The organism is Sphingomonas sp. TREG-RG-20F-R18-01, from assembly GCF_022662475.1.
GTDB lineage: Bacteria > Pseudomonadota > Alphaproteobacteria > Sphingomonadales > Sphingomonadaceae > Sphingomonas.
In genome coordinates, this window is the sequence record NZ_JAKNQQ010000011.1 from 24,617 (window position 1) to 39,029 (window position 14,413).

Annotated in this window: 18 protein-coding genes; 11 read left to right on the top strand and 7 right to left on the bottom strand. The window is 61.2% G+C overall.

Annotated features, from left to right (window positions below):
- Positions 1 to 98 precede the first annotated feature (98 nt).
- From L8K25_RS19330 to L8K25_RS19345, 4 genes are all read left to right on the top strand, one after another.
- Positions 99 to 1,517: an FAD-dependent oxidoreductase gene (locus tag L8K25_RS19330; RefSeq protein ID WP_242140630.1), complete on the top strand. Its 1,419-nt coding sequence runs from the start codon at positions 99 to 101 to the stop codon at positions 1,515 to 1,517.
- Entirely contained in the window at positions 1,514 to 1,837 is a 324-nt protein-coding gene (locus tag L8K25_RS19335; protein ID WP_242140631.1) for a hypothetical protein, read from the top strand. The genes L8K25_RS19330 and L8K25_RS19335 overlap by 4 nt, the downstream gene beginning before the upstream one ends.
- Positions 1,838 to 1,925: 88 nt before the next feature.
- Positions 1,926 to 2,972, top strand: coding sequence for a methyltransferase domain-containing protein (locus L8K25_RS19340; protein ID WP_242140632.1), 1,047 nt, complete (start codon positions 1,926 to 1,928; stop codon positions 2,970 to 2,972).
- Positions 2,969 to 4,015 (top strand): SDR family oxidoreductase, encoded by a 1,047-nt coding sequence (locus tag L8K25_RS19345; protein ID WP_242140633.1) that lies wholly within the window; start codon positions 2,969 to 2,971, stop codon positions 4,013 to 4,015. Before L8K25_RS19340 ends, L8K25_RS19345 begins: the two co-directional genes overlap by 4 nt.
- Here L8K25_RS19345 and L8K25_RS19350 read toward each other — a convergent pair.
- Both L8K25_RS19350 and L8K25_RS19355 read right to left on the bottom strand, forming a co-directional pair.
- Positions 3,975 to 4,502: a vitamin K epoxide reductase family protein gene (locus L8K25_RS19350; protein WP_242140634.1), complete on the bottom strand. Its 528-nt coding sequence runs from the start codon at positions 4,500 to 4,502 to the stop codon at positions 3,975 to 3,977. The genes L8K25_RS19345 and L8K25_RS19350 overlap by 41 nt on opposite strands.
- Positions 4,499 to 5,389: a sterol desaturase family protein gene (locus L8K25_RS19355; RefSeq protein WP_242140635.1), complete on the bottom strand. Its 891-nt coding sequence runs from the start codon at positions 5,387 to 5,389 to the stop codon at positions 4,499 to 4,501. Before L8K25_RS19355 ends, L8K25_RS19350 begins: the two co-directional genes overlap by 4 nt.
- Positions 5,390 to 5,445: 56 nt before the next feature.
- On the opposite strand from L8K25_RS19355, the gene L8K25_RS19360 reads away from it, so the two are divergent.
- The 5 genes from L8K25_RS19360 to L8K25_RS19380 all read left to right on the top strand — a co-directional run bounded on the left by L8K25_RS19360 (position 5,446) and on the right by L8K25_RS19380 (position 9,254).
- On the top strand, positions 5,446 to 6,027 hold the full coding sequence (locus L8K25_RS19360) for a TIGR04282 family arsenosugar biosynthesis glycosyltransferase (RefSeq protein WP_242140636.1): 582 nt from the start codon (positions 5,446 to 5,448) through the stop codon (positions 6,025 to 6,027).
- Positions 6,006 to 6,752, top strand: coding sequence for a glycosyltransferase (locus L8K25_RS19365; protein ID WP_242140637.1), 747 nt, complete (start codon positions 6,006 to 6,008; stop codon positions 6,750 to 6,752). The genes L8K25_RS19360 and L8K25_RS19365 overlap by 22 nt, the downstream gene beginning before the upstream one ends.
- Positions 6,753 to 6,841: 89 nt before the next feature.
- Positions 6,842 to 7,405 (top strand): peroxiredoxin-like family protein, encoded by a 564-nt coding sequence (locus L8K25_RS19370; RefSeq protein ID WP_242140638.1) that lies wholly within the window; start codon positions 6,842 to 6,844, stop codon positions 7,403 to 7,405.
- Positions 7,406 to 7,508: 103 nt separating this feature from the next.
- The gene (locus tag L8K25_RS19375; RefSeq protein WP_242140639.1) at positions 7,509 to 8,207 is read left to right on the top strand and encodes a flavodoxin family protein; all 699 of its coding nucleotides are present in this window, start codon (positions 7,509 to 7,511) and stop codon (positions 8,205 to 8,207) included.
- A gap of 66 nt (positions 8,208 to 8,273) precedes the next feature.
- Positions 8,274 to 9,254, top strand: coding sequence for a radical SAM protein (locus L8K25_RS19380; protein WP_242140640.1), 981 nt, complete (start codon positions 8,274 to 8,276; stop codon positions 9,252 to 9,254).
- A gap of 1 nt (position 9,255) precedes the next feature.
- Here the strand turns inward: L8K25_RS19380 and mtnP are convergent, their stop codons facing one another.
- Both mtnP and L8K25_RS19390 read right to left on the bottom strand, forming a co-directional pair.
- On the bottom strand, positions 9,256 to 10,143 hold the full coding sequence (mtnP, locus tag L8K25_RS19385) for an S-methyl-5'-thioadenosine phosphorylase (RefSeq protein WP_242140641.1): 888 nt from the start codon (positions 10,141 to 10,143) through the stop codon (positions 9,256 to 9,258).
- 10 nt (positions 10,144 to 10,153) lie between these two features.
- Positions 10,154 to 10,840 carry an MIP/aquaporin family protein gene (locus tag L8K25_RS19390; protein ID WP_242140642.1) on the bottom strand — a complete coding sequence of 229 codons (687 nt, stop codon included), beginning with the start codon at positions 10,838 to 10,840 and terminating at the stop codon, positions 10,154 to 10,156.
- Positions 10,841 to 11,013: 173 nt separating this feature from the next.
- Between L8K25_RS19390 and L8K25_RS19395 the strand changes: the two genes are divergently transcribed.
- Entirely contained in the window at positions 11,014 to 11,646 is a 633-nt protein-coding gene (locus L8K25_RS19395; protein WP_242140643.1) for an SOS response-associated peptidase family protein, read from the top strand.
- Between the two features lie 13 nt (positions 11,647 to 11,659).
- Here L8K25_RS19395 and L8K25_RS19400 read toward each other — a convergent pair whose 3' ends face one another.
- From L8K25_RS19400 to L8K25_RS19410, 3 genes are all read right to left on the bottom strand, one after another.
- Positions 11,660 to 12,952: a Fic family protein gene (locus L8K25_RS19400; protein ID WP_242140644.1), complete on the bottom strand. Its 1,293-nt coding sequence runs from the start codon at positions 12,950 to 12,952 to the stop codon at positions 11,660 to 11,662.
- Positions 12,953 to 12,954: 2 nt separating this feature from the next.
- The gene (locus L8K25_RS19405; RefSeq protein ID WP_242140645.1) at positions 12,955 to 13,212 is read right to left on the bottom strand and encodes a hypothetical protein; all 258 of its coding nucleotides are present in this window, start codon (positions 13,210 to 13,212) and stop codon (positions 12,955 to 12,957) included.
- A 127-nt stretch (positions 13,213 to 13,339) separates the two neighbouring features.
- Positions 13,340 to 13,726: a DUF3768 domain-containing protein gene (locus L8K25_RS19410; protein WP_242140646.1), complete on the bottom strand. Its 387-nt coding sequence runs from the start codon at positions 13,724 to 13,726 to the stop codon at positions 13,340 to 13,342.
- Between the two features lie 329 nt (positions 13,727 to 14,055).
- Here L8K25_RS19410 and L8K25_RS19415 point away from each other — a divergent pair, with 329 nt between their 5' ends.
- The gene (locus L8K25_RS19415) at positions 14,056 to 14,331 is read left to right on the top strand and encodes an HU family DNA-binding protein (protein WP_242140647.1); all 276 of its coding nucleotides are present in this window, start codon (positions 14,056 to 14,058) and stop codon (positions 14,329 to 14,331) included.
- Positions 14,332 to 14,413 lie beyond the last annotated feature (82 nt).

A 14,413-nucleotide genomic window follows, 5' to 3' on the forward strand; every position in this document is an offset into this window, starting at 1 on the left:
CGAGGGCAGGCGAGGCTGTAGCAGATGCGTTTGGTATCCGCTGTGAGACGACCTCTTGCCTTCGACAGGGATCGTCGGCCCGCCGGCAGAATGGCTATATGACCTATACGCATGACGTGATCGTTATCGGGGCTGGCGCAGCGGGGCTGACCGCAGCCGGCGGTGCCGCGATGTTCGGGCTGAAGGTGGCTCTGATCGAAGAGGCCGAAATGGGCGGTGAGTGCCTCAATACGGGCTGCGTACCTTCCAAAGCCTTGCTCGCGGCCGCGGCCCGGGCGCAAAGCGCCCGCGACGGTGTCCGCCTTGGTGTGGCTCTCGGCATACCGGACGTAGACTTCAGCGCCGTGCGTGCTCATGTCAACGCTGCCATCCTGGCCATCGCCCCACATGACTCGCAGGAGCGTTTCGAGGGGCTTGGCGTGGATGTTATCCGAACCCGAGCGCAGTTTCTGGACAGGACTACGATCCAGGCTGGCAATCGCCGACTGAGAGCTCCCAGGTTCGTCGTCGCGACAGGCTCTAAGCCGCGAATCCCGGATATCCCGGGTCTTACCAGCCTGCCGTTTCTCACGAATGAAAACCTGTTCGAGCTCGACATTTTGCCCGAGCACCTTCTCATACTGGGCGCAGGCGCAGTTGGCTTCGAAATGGCGCAAGCGTATCGTCGTCTTGGCTCGAGGGTGACGGTGGTAGCGCCGGGTGCACCCCTCGGACGCGACGATCCGGACGCGGTTGCCCTTGTGACCAACCAGCTCCGTATCGAAGGTGTGGTCCTGGAACTCGGGCGGGAGGTGATCGAAGCCAAGCGCACCGAACAAGGGGTGAGCCTTGTGCTGGATGACAAGCGATCCGTCGCGGGAAGCCACCTCCTCGTTGCGGCAGGGAGGGTATCGAACATTCAAGGTCTGGAGCTCGCGGCCGCAGGCGTCGAAGCGGGGAAGGACGGCATTGTCGTGGATGCGCGGCGCCGGAGTAGTAACAAGCGCATATACGCGATCGGCGATTGCCGCGCCGGCCCCCGTTTCACCCATGTCAGTGGCTATGAGGGTGCTCTCGTTGCGGCGGACCTGGCTCTCGGCATCCCCGGCAAGGTCGACTGGCGCGCGTTGCCGCATGTTACCTACACCGACCCAGAACTTGCGCAGATCGGTGTGACGGAAACTGAAGCGCGCGAGCGTTACGGGCGAATAGACGTCATACGGGAAGACTTTTCCGAGAATGACCGTGCGGTCGCAGAAGGTGACGTGCGGGGCTTCATGAAGCTCGTGCGGTATCGAGGCAAAGTCATAGGGGTGACGATCGTCGGCGCGCACGCTGGCGATCTCTTGGAACCTTGGTCTCAAGTCATCACCGGAAGAACATCGACCTTTGCGCTCGGTTCGGCCGTCATTGCATACCCGACCCGGTCAGAAATCACCAAGGCTGCCGCGTTCGCTGCGCATGAACCGCTTGTATTCGGTGCCTGGCCGAAACGCTGGGCGCAGCTTATCTCCGGCGCTCGCAGGCTACGTGGATGAGTGGTTGGTACGACTGGGTGCTCGCGACCGGGCGCCAACATGGCGTCGACCCAATCGTGTTTGCGACGATCTATATCGGTGCCATCCCGTTCTTTTTTGCGTCGCTTGGCTGGCTGGTGCGGCGAGGAAAAGCGGGCCGATCGACAGTGTTACCGGTCATCTCTGCGGGTCTCTTTTTCTGTTCGGCGTACCTCTACTTGGCCATCGCTGGCAGGGGCATCCCGGCGTGGGTCTGGATTTTCCTTGCCGTCCTAATACTTTATGGGGCTTGGTCGACGATCAGAAGTGTGCGCGGCAAGATGCGCACCTCCAGACAATGACCGCCTTTGTCCGGACGCTGAAGGGGCCTGAGGCTTTTCGCTCGCCCCAGCGTTTGTTTTTTCCAGGCGAAGCCAGAGAAGGTCACGCATGAATATCGAGAATAGCCGCCGTTATTATGGTGAAGTGCTGACCGGGTCGGCCGACCTGCGTACTGATGCTTGCTGTACGGCGGACGCACCTTCTTCCGTGATCCGGACTGCACTCGCGAACGTGCATGAAGAGGTTCGGGCGCGCTATTATGGCTGCGGCTTGGTGGTGCCTGATGCGCTGGGTGGCCTATCGGTGCTCGATCTCGGCTCCGGGTCCGGACAGGACGCATATCTTATCGCGCAAATGGTCGGCGAAGATGGGAGCGTTACTGGCGTCGATGCGACGCCCGAGCAGCTTGCGGTCGCCAACCGTCATCTCGAATGGCACGCAGAGCGATTTGGCTATGCCAATGTGCGCTTCCTGGAAGGTGATATCGAACGGCTCGACGAGCTGGGCCTTCCGGATGCCAGCTTCGATGTCATCGTCTCGAACTGCGTCATCAATCTGGTCGCGGACAAGGCGGCGGTCTTCCGTGCCGCACACCGGTTGCTCAAGCCGGGTGGAGAACTCTATTTCTCGGACGTTTATGCGGATCGTCGTGTGGCCGCGGAGCTGTTGCAGGATCCCGTGCTGCACGGGGAATGTCTGGCCGGGGCCCTCTATTGGGGAGATTTCGACCGATTGGCCAAGCAGGCCGGCTTTGGTGATCCACGGCTCGTTACCGATAGGCCACTTGGCATCGGGGACGCGGCAGTGGCCGAAAAGGTGGAGGGGCACCGGTTCTTCTCGGCAACGTACCGGCTTTTCAAGCTCGATGGCCTAGAGCCTCAGTGTGAGGACTATGGGCAAGCAGTACGTTATCGTGGCACGATCGCAGGATCGGAGCGTGCGTTCCTTCTCGACGGACATCATCTTATCGAAGCGGGAAGGCTGTTCCCGGTTTGTGGAAATACCTGGAAAATGCTGGCGGAAACACGTTTCGCCGAACATTTCGAGTTTTTTGGGGATTTTAGTCGGCACTTCGGCGTGTTCGCCGGGTGCGGCACGACGCTTCCGTACGCCAGTGAAGGCGCCGACATCAGCGTCGCGGCAAGTTGCTGTTGAAAATTCTTCTGACGGGTGCCGCGGGATTACTCGGCGGTGAGGTCGCGGCGCGTCTGGTGGGCGAGGGTCATCGCGTAACTGGCCTGGTCAATCGGAACAGGGAGGTACGAGCCAATGACGGCATTCCGGTAGCCGACATAACGCTGCTCGCTGGTGATCTAGCAGCTGAGCGATTGGGTTGGGATGACGCGACCTGGAACGGAGTGGCGGAAAACCAGGATCTTGTCGTACATTGCGCCGCGATAACCCAGTTCGATGCACCAGAGGCGCTACATCGCGCCGTCAATGTGGAGGGCACAGCCCGCATTGTCGATCTTGCTCGGGCAGGCGGGATGAAGCTTGTCCATATCAGCACCGCTTATGTTTGCGGCATGCGTAACGGCCCGGTGATGGAAGAAGCCCGGGACGTCCGCTTCCCTTTCGCCAATGGCTATGAAGTTAGCAAGGCAGCCGCCGAGGCGCTCGTGCGCGAAAGCGGTGTCCCCGCCGTGATTGCCCGACCGAGCGTGATCGTCGGCGAGTGGGCAAGCGGGGCCATCCGCCAGTTCGATACGATCTATGCAGCGTTCAAGCTTATCGCTCAGGGGCGTGTGAGAATTATGCCTGCGACAACGGAAGCGACGATCGATTTCGTGCCGATCGACCACGTTGCAGGAAGCATTGTCAATCTCGTCGAGCACATCGACGCTGCGGTCGGCAGCACTTGTCATCTCGTCTCGGGCGCGCCCGTTCCGATCGAGACGTTCCGCGCGGCGATAGCGCGTATCCCGCATTTTGCGACACCGGAATTTGTGAACCCGATCGACTTCGACCCTACGACATTGCCCCCGCTCGAACGCCGCCTCCATACGCGTGTCACTGGACTATATTCGAGCTATTTCCAGCGCGACCCACGTTTCGATGACACCCAAGCCCGAGCGTTGACGGGCCGCAAGTGCTCCCCGGCCGACGGGGCGTTCTTAAATCGCTTGATCGACTATGCGATAGGAACAGGCTTCCTGCCTAGTGAGCAGGGCGAGACGAAGGCCCGCGCAACGCCTTGATCGCTTCGGGGAGGCTCACCGCTAATGTGGTCGCGGAGATCACTGTCGCAACCTGACACCAGCTGCACAATTTCTTATTCTCCTGCCATTCCTTAACTGCCATCGCGCTGCACAAGGCGAAGTCTCCCGCGGCTTTTGCAGCGGCAACCACCGGCAGCGCTGGATTCTGCTCCGCGCGGTCCTTGCCGCCTGCGGCGATAGCCATTGCTGTGAGGCCGTAATTTACCAGCATCATCGGACCATCGGGTTGCTGGAGGTTGGAGTAAGCGTAATCGGAAGCATCGACCTTTTCCGCATCCCACACCTTACCGGGCAGGATGTCCGGCAGCCGCTTCGACAGTCCAGTTTGGTATGCTGCTACCGCTGCGGCTACGAAGGCTCCGCCCAACGACAAGCCGATGCCGATCCTGCGGCGCGTAAGTTCCGGACTGGTGCCGTTACGCAGTTCGTCGCTGAGCTGCGGCGGGGAGAGAAGTTCGATGCTCATGATACGATATCCTGTGATCGATGCTGTACGGTAGAACGCTCAAGAGCTGGCGTCGTGCCGGCAGGCGACGGTACCCAAGCATTGCGTTCGGGGCCAAACGGCATAGCGAGCGAAGCTAGAAGACCCGTTTCCGACGGTTTGCGATAAGCCGGCACTCCGATCGCGATCTCGTCTTGCGGTACGTAGAGCCGGAACGTGCCATGCAGGTGATCCCAGAATGAGAGGCCGCTTGACCAATTCGAGTTGGTCTCGGCGCGCATGGCCGAGTGATGAATGCCGTGCATGCGTGGAGTGGTGACGAACCGGGCGAGGAGATGCTCCCACCGGGCAGGCAGCGCAAGATTGCTGTGATGAAACCAGACGGACAGGAAAAACCACGCCTGCCAGACTCTGAGCGCACGCGAAGATACCCCTAACAACACAACCTGCGCAGCTCGATATGGTGCCGAGATTGCCATGTCCGCGGCATGGAAACGTAGTGCCGTGGTGGTATCCAGGTCCATGTCGACGTGGTGGACGAGATGGAAACGCCATAAAAACGGCACCTTGTGGGTAGCGATGTGCCAGAGATAGATGGTGTAATCCATCATCAGCACCGCCGCGGCATCCCTTAGCCAGGGGCTTACAGGCAGCCACTGAGCTATCCCCTGACGCTTTGTTTCAGCGCGGCGGGCAAGCGGCTGAGTGATCGGTTTTTCAACGAGATTGATGACGGCCATACTCATCGTGCCAAGCATCAGGTTGACGATGCTACGGCCCGGCTCGGCCTGTGTCCTGCTCCGCAAAGGTCGACGCTTTTCGGCAACGAAGATTGCCGTGACAGCCAATCCTACCGCTGCGGCACCTGCGGCAAGAAGCACCTGATGTGTCTTGGGCTTGCCTGTCATGATGATACAACAACGACTGTCGATACAAGTTGCCGGGTCTGGTGCTATCTTAAGCCATGGCTATCCCACGCGTTGTCCTCTTCACCCGCTATCCCGAACCTGGGCGCGCCAAAACGCGACTTATTCCGGCTCTAGGCCCCGAAGGTGCGGCTGCCCTCCATCGGCGCCTGACCGAACATACGTTGGCGGCGGTGCGAGCGTCGGACTTGCCACACGAGTTGCGTGTAACTGGCGCACCGCCAGATGCCTTCCTGGAATGGTTAGGTCCGGTTGAAATAGCGGATCAAGGTGAGGGCGACCTGGGCGAGCGCCTCGAAAGAGCTGGGCCGCCATATCCAACGCTATTCATAGGCGCCGACGCGCCGGACCTCAGCGCCGATCTCCTTGTCCAAGCCTCGCAGGCGCTCCTTAACCGCACAGCCGTGATCGGGCCTGCCGAGGACGGTGGCTACTGGCTTCTAGGCCTTGCGCAGCCGATCACAGGTATCTTTCGGGACATCGCCTGGAGCAGCGATAGGGTGTTCAATCAGACAATCTCGCGACTGGCTGCCACTGGTGTTACGCCCGAGCTGTTGCCACGGCTGTCAGACTGCGATCGACCGGAGGATCTGGAACGGTGGCCGGGTTTGACGACATGACTGACGTTGCGATCGTCGTCCCTACCCTGAACGAGGCTACCACGCTGCCCCGCCTCGCCCGCCTGCTGGCGGCACTGGATCCGCAACCGGCAGAGGTGCTCGTCGTAGATGGTGGCAGTACAGACGGCACAGCCGCGCTCGCGCGATCGCTTGGCCTTGCCGTTATCGAGCACGATGCGTGCGGCCGCTCGGTTCAGATCAACCGCGGCGTGTCTGAGGTTTCAAGTCAGTTCGTGTGCGTACTCCATGCCGATACCTCGCCACCGGACGACATGGTGGCGGTGATCAGCCGCACGCTTGCGGACCGCGACATTGCTCTCGCCGGCTTCACTCCCCTGCTGAGCGGCCCGGACAAGGTGCGGTGGGCGACGTCGTTCCACAACTGGATCAAGACCTGGTATGCGCCGTTGATCATGCGTCCGCACCTTTTCCTGCGCGGGGTACGATTGTTGTTCGGCGACCATGCCATGTTCTTCCGCCGTGCCGATTTCCTTGCCGCGGGCGGCTGTGACCCGGGTACGCCCGTGATGGAAGAAGCGGACTTGTGCGTGAAAATGGCGCGCTTTGGTCGCGTAAGGCTCGTGAACCGAGTGATCTTGACCTCCGATCGGCGGGTCGCCGCCTGGGGAGAGTGGAAGGCCAACTGGATCTATTTTACCGTGGGAATCCGCTGGGCGCTGGGTGTCCGTGCCCGGTTGGGCGACAGCTACCCCCACGTGCGGTGACTATGGCAAACGACACGGCTGATCAGGAGGCGAGCACAGCGCCCCCTCCTGAACATGCTGGCTAGCCAGGCTGGATTTGGGAACCGAAGATGCACCCGACCGTCCTTCTGCTAAGCCATAAGGACGAAGATATGTCTGTACCGACCAAATTTGCCGCGGGTGCTGCGTTTCCCGATGTGACCTGGAAAGCCGTGGACGGGACGGATGTCATTCCGGCTAAGGCGCCGGGTTGGCGAATGCTCGTAATCTACCGAGGTAAGCATTGCCCGCTTTGCCGCAAATATCTTGGCCAGCTCGATGAAATGCGCGGCCAGTTTGCCGATGCCGGGCTGACGGTCTGGGCGCTGTCATCCGACCCGCTCGACCGGGCGCGATCGGAGGCGGAAAAGGAAGGGTGGAGCATACCCGTCCTGGCAGACCTTTCGGAATCCGAGATGCGGATGCTTGGTCTTTACATCTCATCGCCCCGCTCGCCCGACGAGACGGATCGCAACTTCGCCGAGCCGGCAGTGTTCGTCATCAATCCTGCCGGCAAGGTTCAAATCGTGGACGTTTCGAATGCCCCCTTTGCTCGCCCCGATCTCGCGTCCCTGCTGGAGGGCATCCGCTTCATTCAGGCAAAGGAATATCCTGTGCGAGGAACCGCTGATTAGTGTCGGCAACAGATTGCTCAGCCAAAAAAGTGATATCGTCGGCGTAACCAAGGCGACCTGGCGTGCGAATAGCTAATAGCTGGATTCACTTGGAGAGCGTCTGATGGATGAAGAATTACGCGCATTATTCATCAACTGCACGTTGAAGCGATCAACGAGTCCATCGCATACGCAGGCGTTGATGGATAACGCGATAGCCATCATGACGGCGAACGGCGTAAGCGTGGAGACCATCCGCGCCGTCGATCATATGATCGCTCCTGGCGTCCAACCGGACATGACCGAGCATGGTTGGGACCGGGATGACTGGCCCGGAATTCAGAAGAAGGTCATGGCAGCCGATATCCTGGTCCTGGGCACGCCGATCTGGCTGGGGGACAAGTCGTCGATATGTACGCGAGTGATCGAACGGCTTTACGGGTTTTCGGGCGAGACGAACGACGCTGGACAATATGCGTACTATGGCCGCGTCGCTGGCTGCATCATCACCGGGAACGAGGACGGCATCAAGCATTGCGCGATGAACATCCTCTATTCTCTACAACACCTTGGCTATGTCATTCCACCTCAAGCTGATGCAGGCTGGATCGGGGAAGCTGGCCCAGGGCCGTCCTATGGAGACGATGATCAGGTTGGCGTGAAAAACGAATTTACCCAGCGCAACACGACGTTCATGGCGTGGAATTTGATGCATCTTGCACGAATGCTGAAAAAGGCCGGCGGCATCCCCGCATATGGTAACCAGCGATCCGAATGGGATGCGGGCGCGCGTTTCGACCATCCGAACCCGGAATATCGATGAAGAGCGGCGCCGGATATTTCTGTGCTCGATCAAAGGCCGCGGGACTAATCGAGGCGTTAGAGCTGGATGGTTAGCTTTCCCGATCCGTCGTGTTCGCCCTTCCGTCTCGCTGCAGCCGCCCCGCTTGCGATCGAGAAGTTTCGTGATCCCGGCATCACTGCCAAGGGAGAAATCCGCGCAAGTGTGTCGATGGTCGGCTTGACGACCCTGTGGTTCAACACCGGCACATTGTGCAATCTGGCGTGCGCGACCTGTTATATCGAAAGCTCCCCCACCAACGATGCACTGGTCTATCTGTCCGTCGAAGAAGTGGCTGCCTACCTGGATGAAATCGCCGATCTGAAGTTACCGACCCACGAAATTGGCCTGACTGGCGGCGAACCATTCATGAACCGCGACATCGTACCGATCCTGACGATTTGTTTGGAGCGCGGATTCTCGGTGTTGCTCCTTACGAATGCGATGCGTCCGATGCGAAGGCACGAAACCGAGTTGCTCGCACTGAAGAAGCAGTACGGCGACAGACTGATTCTGCGTGTCAGCCTCGACCATTACAGCTCTCAAGCACATGAAGCCGAGCGCGGTGCCGGGACGTGGGAAAAGGCGATCGATGGGCTCCGCTGGCTGGCGAAGAATGAGTTTCCCATTGCCGTCGCAGGGAGACAGATCGCTGGCGAGCGGCTCGACGAGGCACGGATCGGCTATGCGACGTTGTTCGCCAGCATCGGGTTGAGGCTTGATGTTACTAACCCCGATCAACTGGTGCTGTTCCCCGAAATGGATGCAGAGGCCGATACGCCAGAGATCAGCGAAGGGTGCTGGTCGGTCCTTGGCAAGTCCCCCTCGTCGGTCATGTGCGCATCGAGCCGAATGGTGGTCAAGCGACGCGGCGCTGCCCGTCCCAGCGTCGCTGCCTGCACCTTGATCCCGTATCACCCCGGTTTCGATCTCGGAACCACACTTGCTGAGGCAAGCAGACCTGTCGCTCTGAATCACCCTCACTGCGCGCGCTTCTGCGTTCTCGGCGGAGCGAGCTGCAGCGGTTGAGTTAGCCTGCGCGAGCCGCTGTCACGCGCCCGACGATAGCGTCCAGTTTCTGCAGCATAGCCGTGTCGTAGTGGCGACTGTCAGTCAGCAGGGATTGGTCGAGAACCGTGTCGATCGACGACGCTTCTCGTTGTTCCGGCAATGCGCGAGCGAACTCGACGACCAACCGCTTTGCCACCGCCGCGTTGGTCGTAAGCTGGGCGATGACGTCGCCGACTTGGACATGGGCTGTGTCGCTACGCCAGCAATCATAGTCGGTGACCATGCCGACAAGCGCATAGGGTAATTCCGCCTCTCGGGCGAGCTTGGCTTCGGGCATTCCGGTCATGCCGATTACATCGCATCCCCATTGCCGGTACAATGCGCTTTCTGCCTTCGTCGAAAACTGCGGGCCTTCCATCGCCAGGTAAGTGCCACCTTCGGTGGCATCTGCGCCCGCGGCAGTCGCAGCGTTAGCTGCGTATCGCGAAAGGCGCGGGCAAACCGGCTCAGCCATCGAGACATGCGCGACCATACCCGGGCCAAAAAAGCTCGCGTCCCGATGCACCGTGCGGTCGATAAACTGGTCGACGATCACAAAGCGCCCCGGTGCGAGCTCCTCTCGCAACGATCCCACCGAAGATATGGCGAGAATATCGGTGCAGCCGGCGCGCTTCAGCGCATCGATATTCGCGCGCGCGTTTACTGCTGTCGGGGGCAGATGGTGCCCTCGACCGTGACGCGGCAGGAAAACAAAGCGAACATGTCCTATGCGACCGCGCAACAGCTGATCGGACGGCGCCCCCCACGGCGTGCTGATATCAAGCCATTCTGGCTCTTCCAGCCCTTCGATCGCGTATAGGCCTGATCCACCGATAATGCCGACTGTCCAAAAAGATCGTAGGGTCATAGTATCTCCGTTAAACTGGTGCATTCGGAAACAGCCAGCTTGCCACGAACGATCCCGCAATTGCGCCGGCGAGCTGTGCAAGGATGAATCCTGGGACATCGGCCGGTGCGATCCCGGCAAAGCTGTCCGACAATGACCGCGCGATCGTAATCGCCGGATTGGCGAAGCTCGTGGACGACGTGAACCAGTAGGCTGCGACGATGTACATAGCGACGGCCGCAGGGATCCCATCGGGACGGTGCTTCGCGGTTCCGACGATCGTCAGAATCAACCCGAACGTCGCGACGAACTCGCCGGTCCATTGCCCGATACCATGACGCGCCTTGATCGATGTCTCAAGGATCGGCGCATCGAACATCAGATGCACCACCCAGACACCAAGCAGACCGCCTCCAATCTGCACCAGCACGTAGGGTACTGTATCCCACCAAGCGAGGTCGCCCCGAATGGCTGCTACCAGACTGACGGCGGGATTCATGTTCGCGCCTGAAATCGGGGCCAATATGCCGATCAGGACGAAGAGCATCGCGCCTGTTGCGATCGTGTTCGCGAGCAGGGCTACTCCGCTATTCCCGCCAGATAAGCGTTCTGCCATAATTCCCGACCCGACCACGGCCGCGAACAGAAAAAATGACCCGAGTGCTTCCGCACTCAATCTTCGCGAGAGATTAGCAAGCAAGTCCTTCTCCTGGTTCACGCCTTCGTGCTCGTCGGGGCTTGCGCAGCCTACACCGATTTCAGTCCGCCGTTACAATCGGCTATCGAGCGTCCGTTCAACACGAAGCAATCGCAGAAGAGCCCGGCCTGGACCACACGGATCGAACCGGTCGCGCGCTAGGCGGCGCCGATCGGATCGGTATACCTGACACCATGTGTAACCGTGCCCGCATGTCGAATGAGCCCGAGACCCTTTGGGGATCGGCCGCGAAATTGTTTATCGAGCGGCCTCGCGACAACCGGTTCGATCCGCGCGAGCTGCGGCCCAAGAGCCGCAACTATGTGATCCGCGAAGAGGGTAGGGAACGCGCCTGGGACGTGATGTCCTGGGACGTGCTTGGCGGGAAGGCGGCATGGCCGATGACCAACGTGCGCCAGCTCGGGCTTTCGCAATGGCGCAGGCTGGCAGAGAAGCCGGAGAACCGCTGCCTCGTGCCGCTGACCGAGTTTTGCGAGTTCACGCCTGACAAGCATGACCTCGGCGACGGCAAACCACCGCTGAAAGGCGAGATGTGGTTCGGGGTGACCGATCAGCCGGTGTTCGCGGTCGCGGGGTTCTGGCAGCGCGCGGAGGGCGGAAATGGCTTTACGATGGTGACGTGCGACCCGAACACGCTCGTTGCACCGATCCATCCTAAGGCGATGATTACGATCCTGGAGCCAGAGGACGTCGATACCTGGCTGCGCGGCAGCTATGATGAGATCGTCGCCCTGCAGAAGCCTTACGACGCCACCAAGATGACCGTGCGCGGGCCGATCTTTCCGACCAGGCGCGACCAGCGCTAGTCACCGCGGATCGCTAGCGGCTCCGGTCTTTGTTGGGGGGGGCAGGCAATACGATGTGGTCGGGCGAGTGACCGATCTCGGTATCCAGGGAGCTCCCCATCTTGATGCGCTCGGCAACGAGGTGGCGGGTCGATTCTGCGATCGTACCGACCGTGCGAACACTTTCTCCACGCTCGCGGGCCGTCTTCATTGCGGCGTCGACGATTGCCTGAGCGGGGGCGAGGCGCGGGTCGGCGTTGTTCCGCTCGGCGGTGTTTTTCAAGAACTCCGCCGCTAGCCGTTCCTGACCCGGCGCGTGGCCTGGGGGCAGGATGGGTCGTTCGAGCGAGCGAACGGCACGCTGAAGATGCCCGGGCTGCTGAGAATTGATCTGGACGCCGAGCGCGGCCCCGATTTCACGGACGCGCTGGAGCGGGGTCTGCTGGGCATTGATGACGGCATCGACCTGACGGACGCCGAGATAGGTGAGCAGGTGCGATTGGTAGACCGGTCCTTTGGCGTGCCGAACATAGGCAAGTTCGGTGCGCGCGTTCGCGATCTCGGTGGACGATGCACCCTCTTTGATGAGCCCGCGCAACCGGTCGGCCGCCTGCTGGCGGGCGGCCGGTAGGTAACGCTCGAGCTCCTCGCGGGCTTTGCCCAAGGTCACACGGTAGCGTTGGCCCTCCGGCGGGGCTCGCTGGGGGAGCATGGCCATTCCGGCAGGACCGACGCGCGCCTCGGGGGCAAGGTCGCGCCGGACTGCCGCAGCAGCGAGGACAGCCGCCATGCCGCGATGATCGCCGGTGAGAAAGCCGTGGCGCGATGCGTCCATCCAGGCGGTCTTGTCGATCGACGCGATGCGGATCGGGTGTCCGGCGTCACGCGCCAGCTGCGCTGCGTGCTGGCGCATCGTCCGGCCGTTACCCTCGCGGAAGGGATGGACGGCGTTCATCTCGTTGATGTGGTTGCCGAGCCGGTCGAAGAACTCGTCACGCGAGAGGCCCCGAAAGTTGTTCTTCGTCGCCATGTCGGCGAACAGCTTGTCCATTTCGCGGGCGATATAGGGCACGTGCGCGAAGCTGGAGCCGCCCTTGGCGATGTTGACGGTCCGGTCCCGGCCCGCCCAGTCGTAGAGATCCTGGAACAGGTGCTTGTGCAGGGCGCGATAGCCATCGGCCGTGGCCGGGAAAGACAGGCGCGCGGCCTCTGCGCCGCGCGCCAGCGTAAAGCGCCTCTCGGCTGCGACGAGCGACTGTTCGTCCGCGATGCCGAGCCGGTTCCGGAGCGTGTCGGTCCCCGGATAGGTATAGGGATCGCTGGCCAAGGTCAGGCAGCGATCTGATGGGTTCCGGTCTTGTAGAGACTGAGGATGATCGAGGGCATGAGGGAAGGCGGCACGCCTTCCTCGAGCATCATGGCGAACATCTCGTCTTCGTTGGCGGTGGGCGTCATGTCCTCGATGACGAGGTTGGCGCGCGCCTCCTCGACGTCCTCGCGCCAAAGCGCCACCTGCTCCGGGGTGCCGCGCTCGAAGTCCATCGAGCGGATGCGCTCGCGCAGCGTGTCGAGTTCGATCTGGGTCATCGCGTCATCCTTTCCGTGTTGGATACTACGCTCACCGCCGCGATTCCTCAATAAATCACTTGGCTCCTCGCCTTTCGGATGGGACGATCCGCACTCTCGCAAGCGCGGATCGTCCGCGTCGCGACCATCAATACTCGCCTGCCAGCATGATGGTCAGCACGCGTTTGGTCTGCTGCTCGTCCCACGGCGCTTCGCTGCCGAACGTGAGGCTGGGATCGTAATAGTCGATCTTCCAGAAAACCGTCTCCGAAATGGCATACTCGTCGTTCGGCCGATGCTGTGTCCAGCGGCTGCCGGCGAGCTGATAGATCGCGCCGAAATCATGCTCGCCATAGGGGTCATTGTCGCAATCGAAGTCGGTGAACCCGACGATTGCCGCGAGGGCGGCGAGGCGATCCGCGTCGGGTAGGGCATGGAAGCCCATGGTCACGTTGGCGATGGATGCGGTGCCGGGGAACTGACGTGCTGCGTCGTTCAGTCTCCGGATGGTGTCGAGCTGCTCGGGGGTGTGCATGATTGATCCTCCTTCTGGCATGGGCCGCAAGGCCGCTCGGCCTCACGGCCCTGCCTGTCCGGCGAGGACGGGATGGGGAGGGGGAGCGAGAATCTTGTCGCTGGCGCGGGCGAGCCGCCCTAGCGCGGCCGGTGCCCTCGGCGCCGGGTGCCGCGCTCGGCGGATTACACGGGCGGCACGATTGTCGTTCGGGAACGAAAGGGCGGCGCCCTTGGCGTTCCCCGCGGCGAAGCCGCCATCGAATGAGCGTCCGCCCCGGCGGTCATTACGGAGCCGGTCGCCAATCGGAGATCGCGCGGCTATCCAGGCGCTCTGATAGGGAGAACACCATGAACAATGCCGAACTTGCCGAGACGCTGGTTGCGAACCACAATCTGAGCAAAGCCGATGCCCGCAAGGTCGTGGACGATCTGATGGCCGCGATCGTCTCGGCCGCAGCTAAGGGCGAAGAAGTGTCCTTATCCGGTTTCGGCAAGTTCAAGATCAAGGACAGCCCGGCACGCGAAGGGCGCAATCCTTCGAACGGCGAGACAATTCAGATCGCCGCCTCCAAGAAGCTGACGTTCGTCCCCGCCAAAGCGGTCAAGGATGCCCTGAACGGCTGAGCCGAGCGTGGCTGCGCGATCCGCGCAGCCACCTTAACGAACACGCGATTTTCTGCTTTCGTTCTCGGCGCCGTTGATTCAG

What these genes read in the sequence shown, in the direction of transcription:
- L8K25_RS19335 (WP_242140631.1), top strand. Translation starts at nt 1,514, where the DNA reads ATGAGTGGTTGGTACGACTGGGTGCTCGCGACCGGGCGCCAACATGGC.
- L8K25_RS19350 (WP_242140634.1), bottom strand. Translation starts at nt 4,502, where the DNA reads ATGAGCATCGAACTTCTCTCCCCGCCGCAGCTCAGCGACGAACTGCGT.
- mtnP (WP_242140641.1), bottom strand. Translation starts at nt 10,143, where the DNA reads ATGACCCTACGATCTTTTTGGACAGTCGGCATTATCGGTGGATCAGGC.
- L8K25_RS19405 (WP_242140645.1), bottom strand. Translation starts at nt 13,212, where the DNA reads ATGACCCAGATCGAACTCGACACGCTGCGCGAGCGCATCCGCTCGATG.
- L8K25_RS19395 (WP_242140643.1), top strand. Translation starts at nt 11,014, where the DNA reads ATGTGTAACCGTGCCCGCATGTCGAATGAGCCCGAGACCCTTTGGGGA.
- L8K25_RS19360 (WP_242140636.1), top strand. Translation starts at nt 5,446, where the DNA reads ATGGCTATCCCACGCGTTGTCCTCTTCACCCGCTATCCCGAACCTGGG.
- L8K25_RS19410 (WP_242140646.1), bottom strand. Translation starts at nt 13,726, where the DNA reads ATGCACACCCCCGAGCAGCTCGACACCATCCGGAGACTGAACGACGCA.
- L8K25_RS19355 (WP_242140635.1), bottom strand. Translation starts at nt 5,389, where the DNA reads ATGACAGGCAAGCCCAAGACACATCAGGTGCTTCTTGCCGCAGGTGCC.
- L8K25_RS19330 (WP_242140630.1), top strand. Translation starts at nt 99, where the DNA reads ATGACCTATACGCATGACGTGATCGTTATCGGGGCTGGCGCAGCGGGG.
- L8K25_RS19370 (WP_242140638.1), top strand. Translation starts at nt 6,842, where the DNA reads ATGCACCCGACCGTCCTTCTGCTAAGCCATAAGGACGAAGATATGTCT.
- L8K25_RS19380 (WP_242140640.1), top strand. Translation starts at nt 8,274, where the DNA reads ATGGTTAGCTTTCCCGATCCGTCGTGTTCGCCCTTCCGTCTCGCTGCA.
- L8K25_RS19375 (WP_242140639.1), top strand. Translation starts at nt 7,509, where the DNA reads ATGGATGAAGAATTACGCGCATTATTCATCAACTGCACGTTGAAGCGA.
- L8K25_RS19415 (WP_242140647.1), top strand. Translation starts at nt 14,056, where the DNA reads ATGAACAATGCCGAACTTGCCGAGACGCTGGTTGCGAACCACAATCTG.
- L8K25_RS19340 (WP_242140632.1), top strand. Translation starts at nt 1,926, where the DNA reads ATGAATATCGAGAATAGCCGCCGTTATTATGGTGAAGTGCTGACCGGG.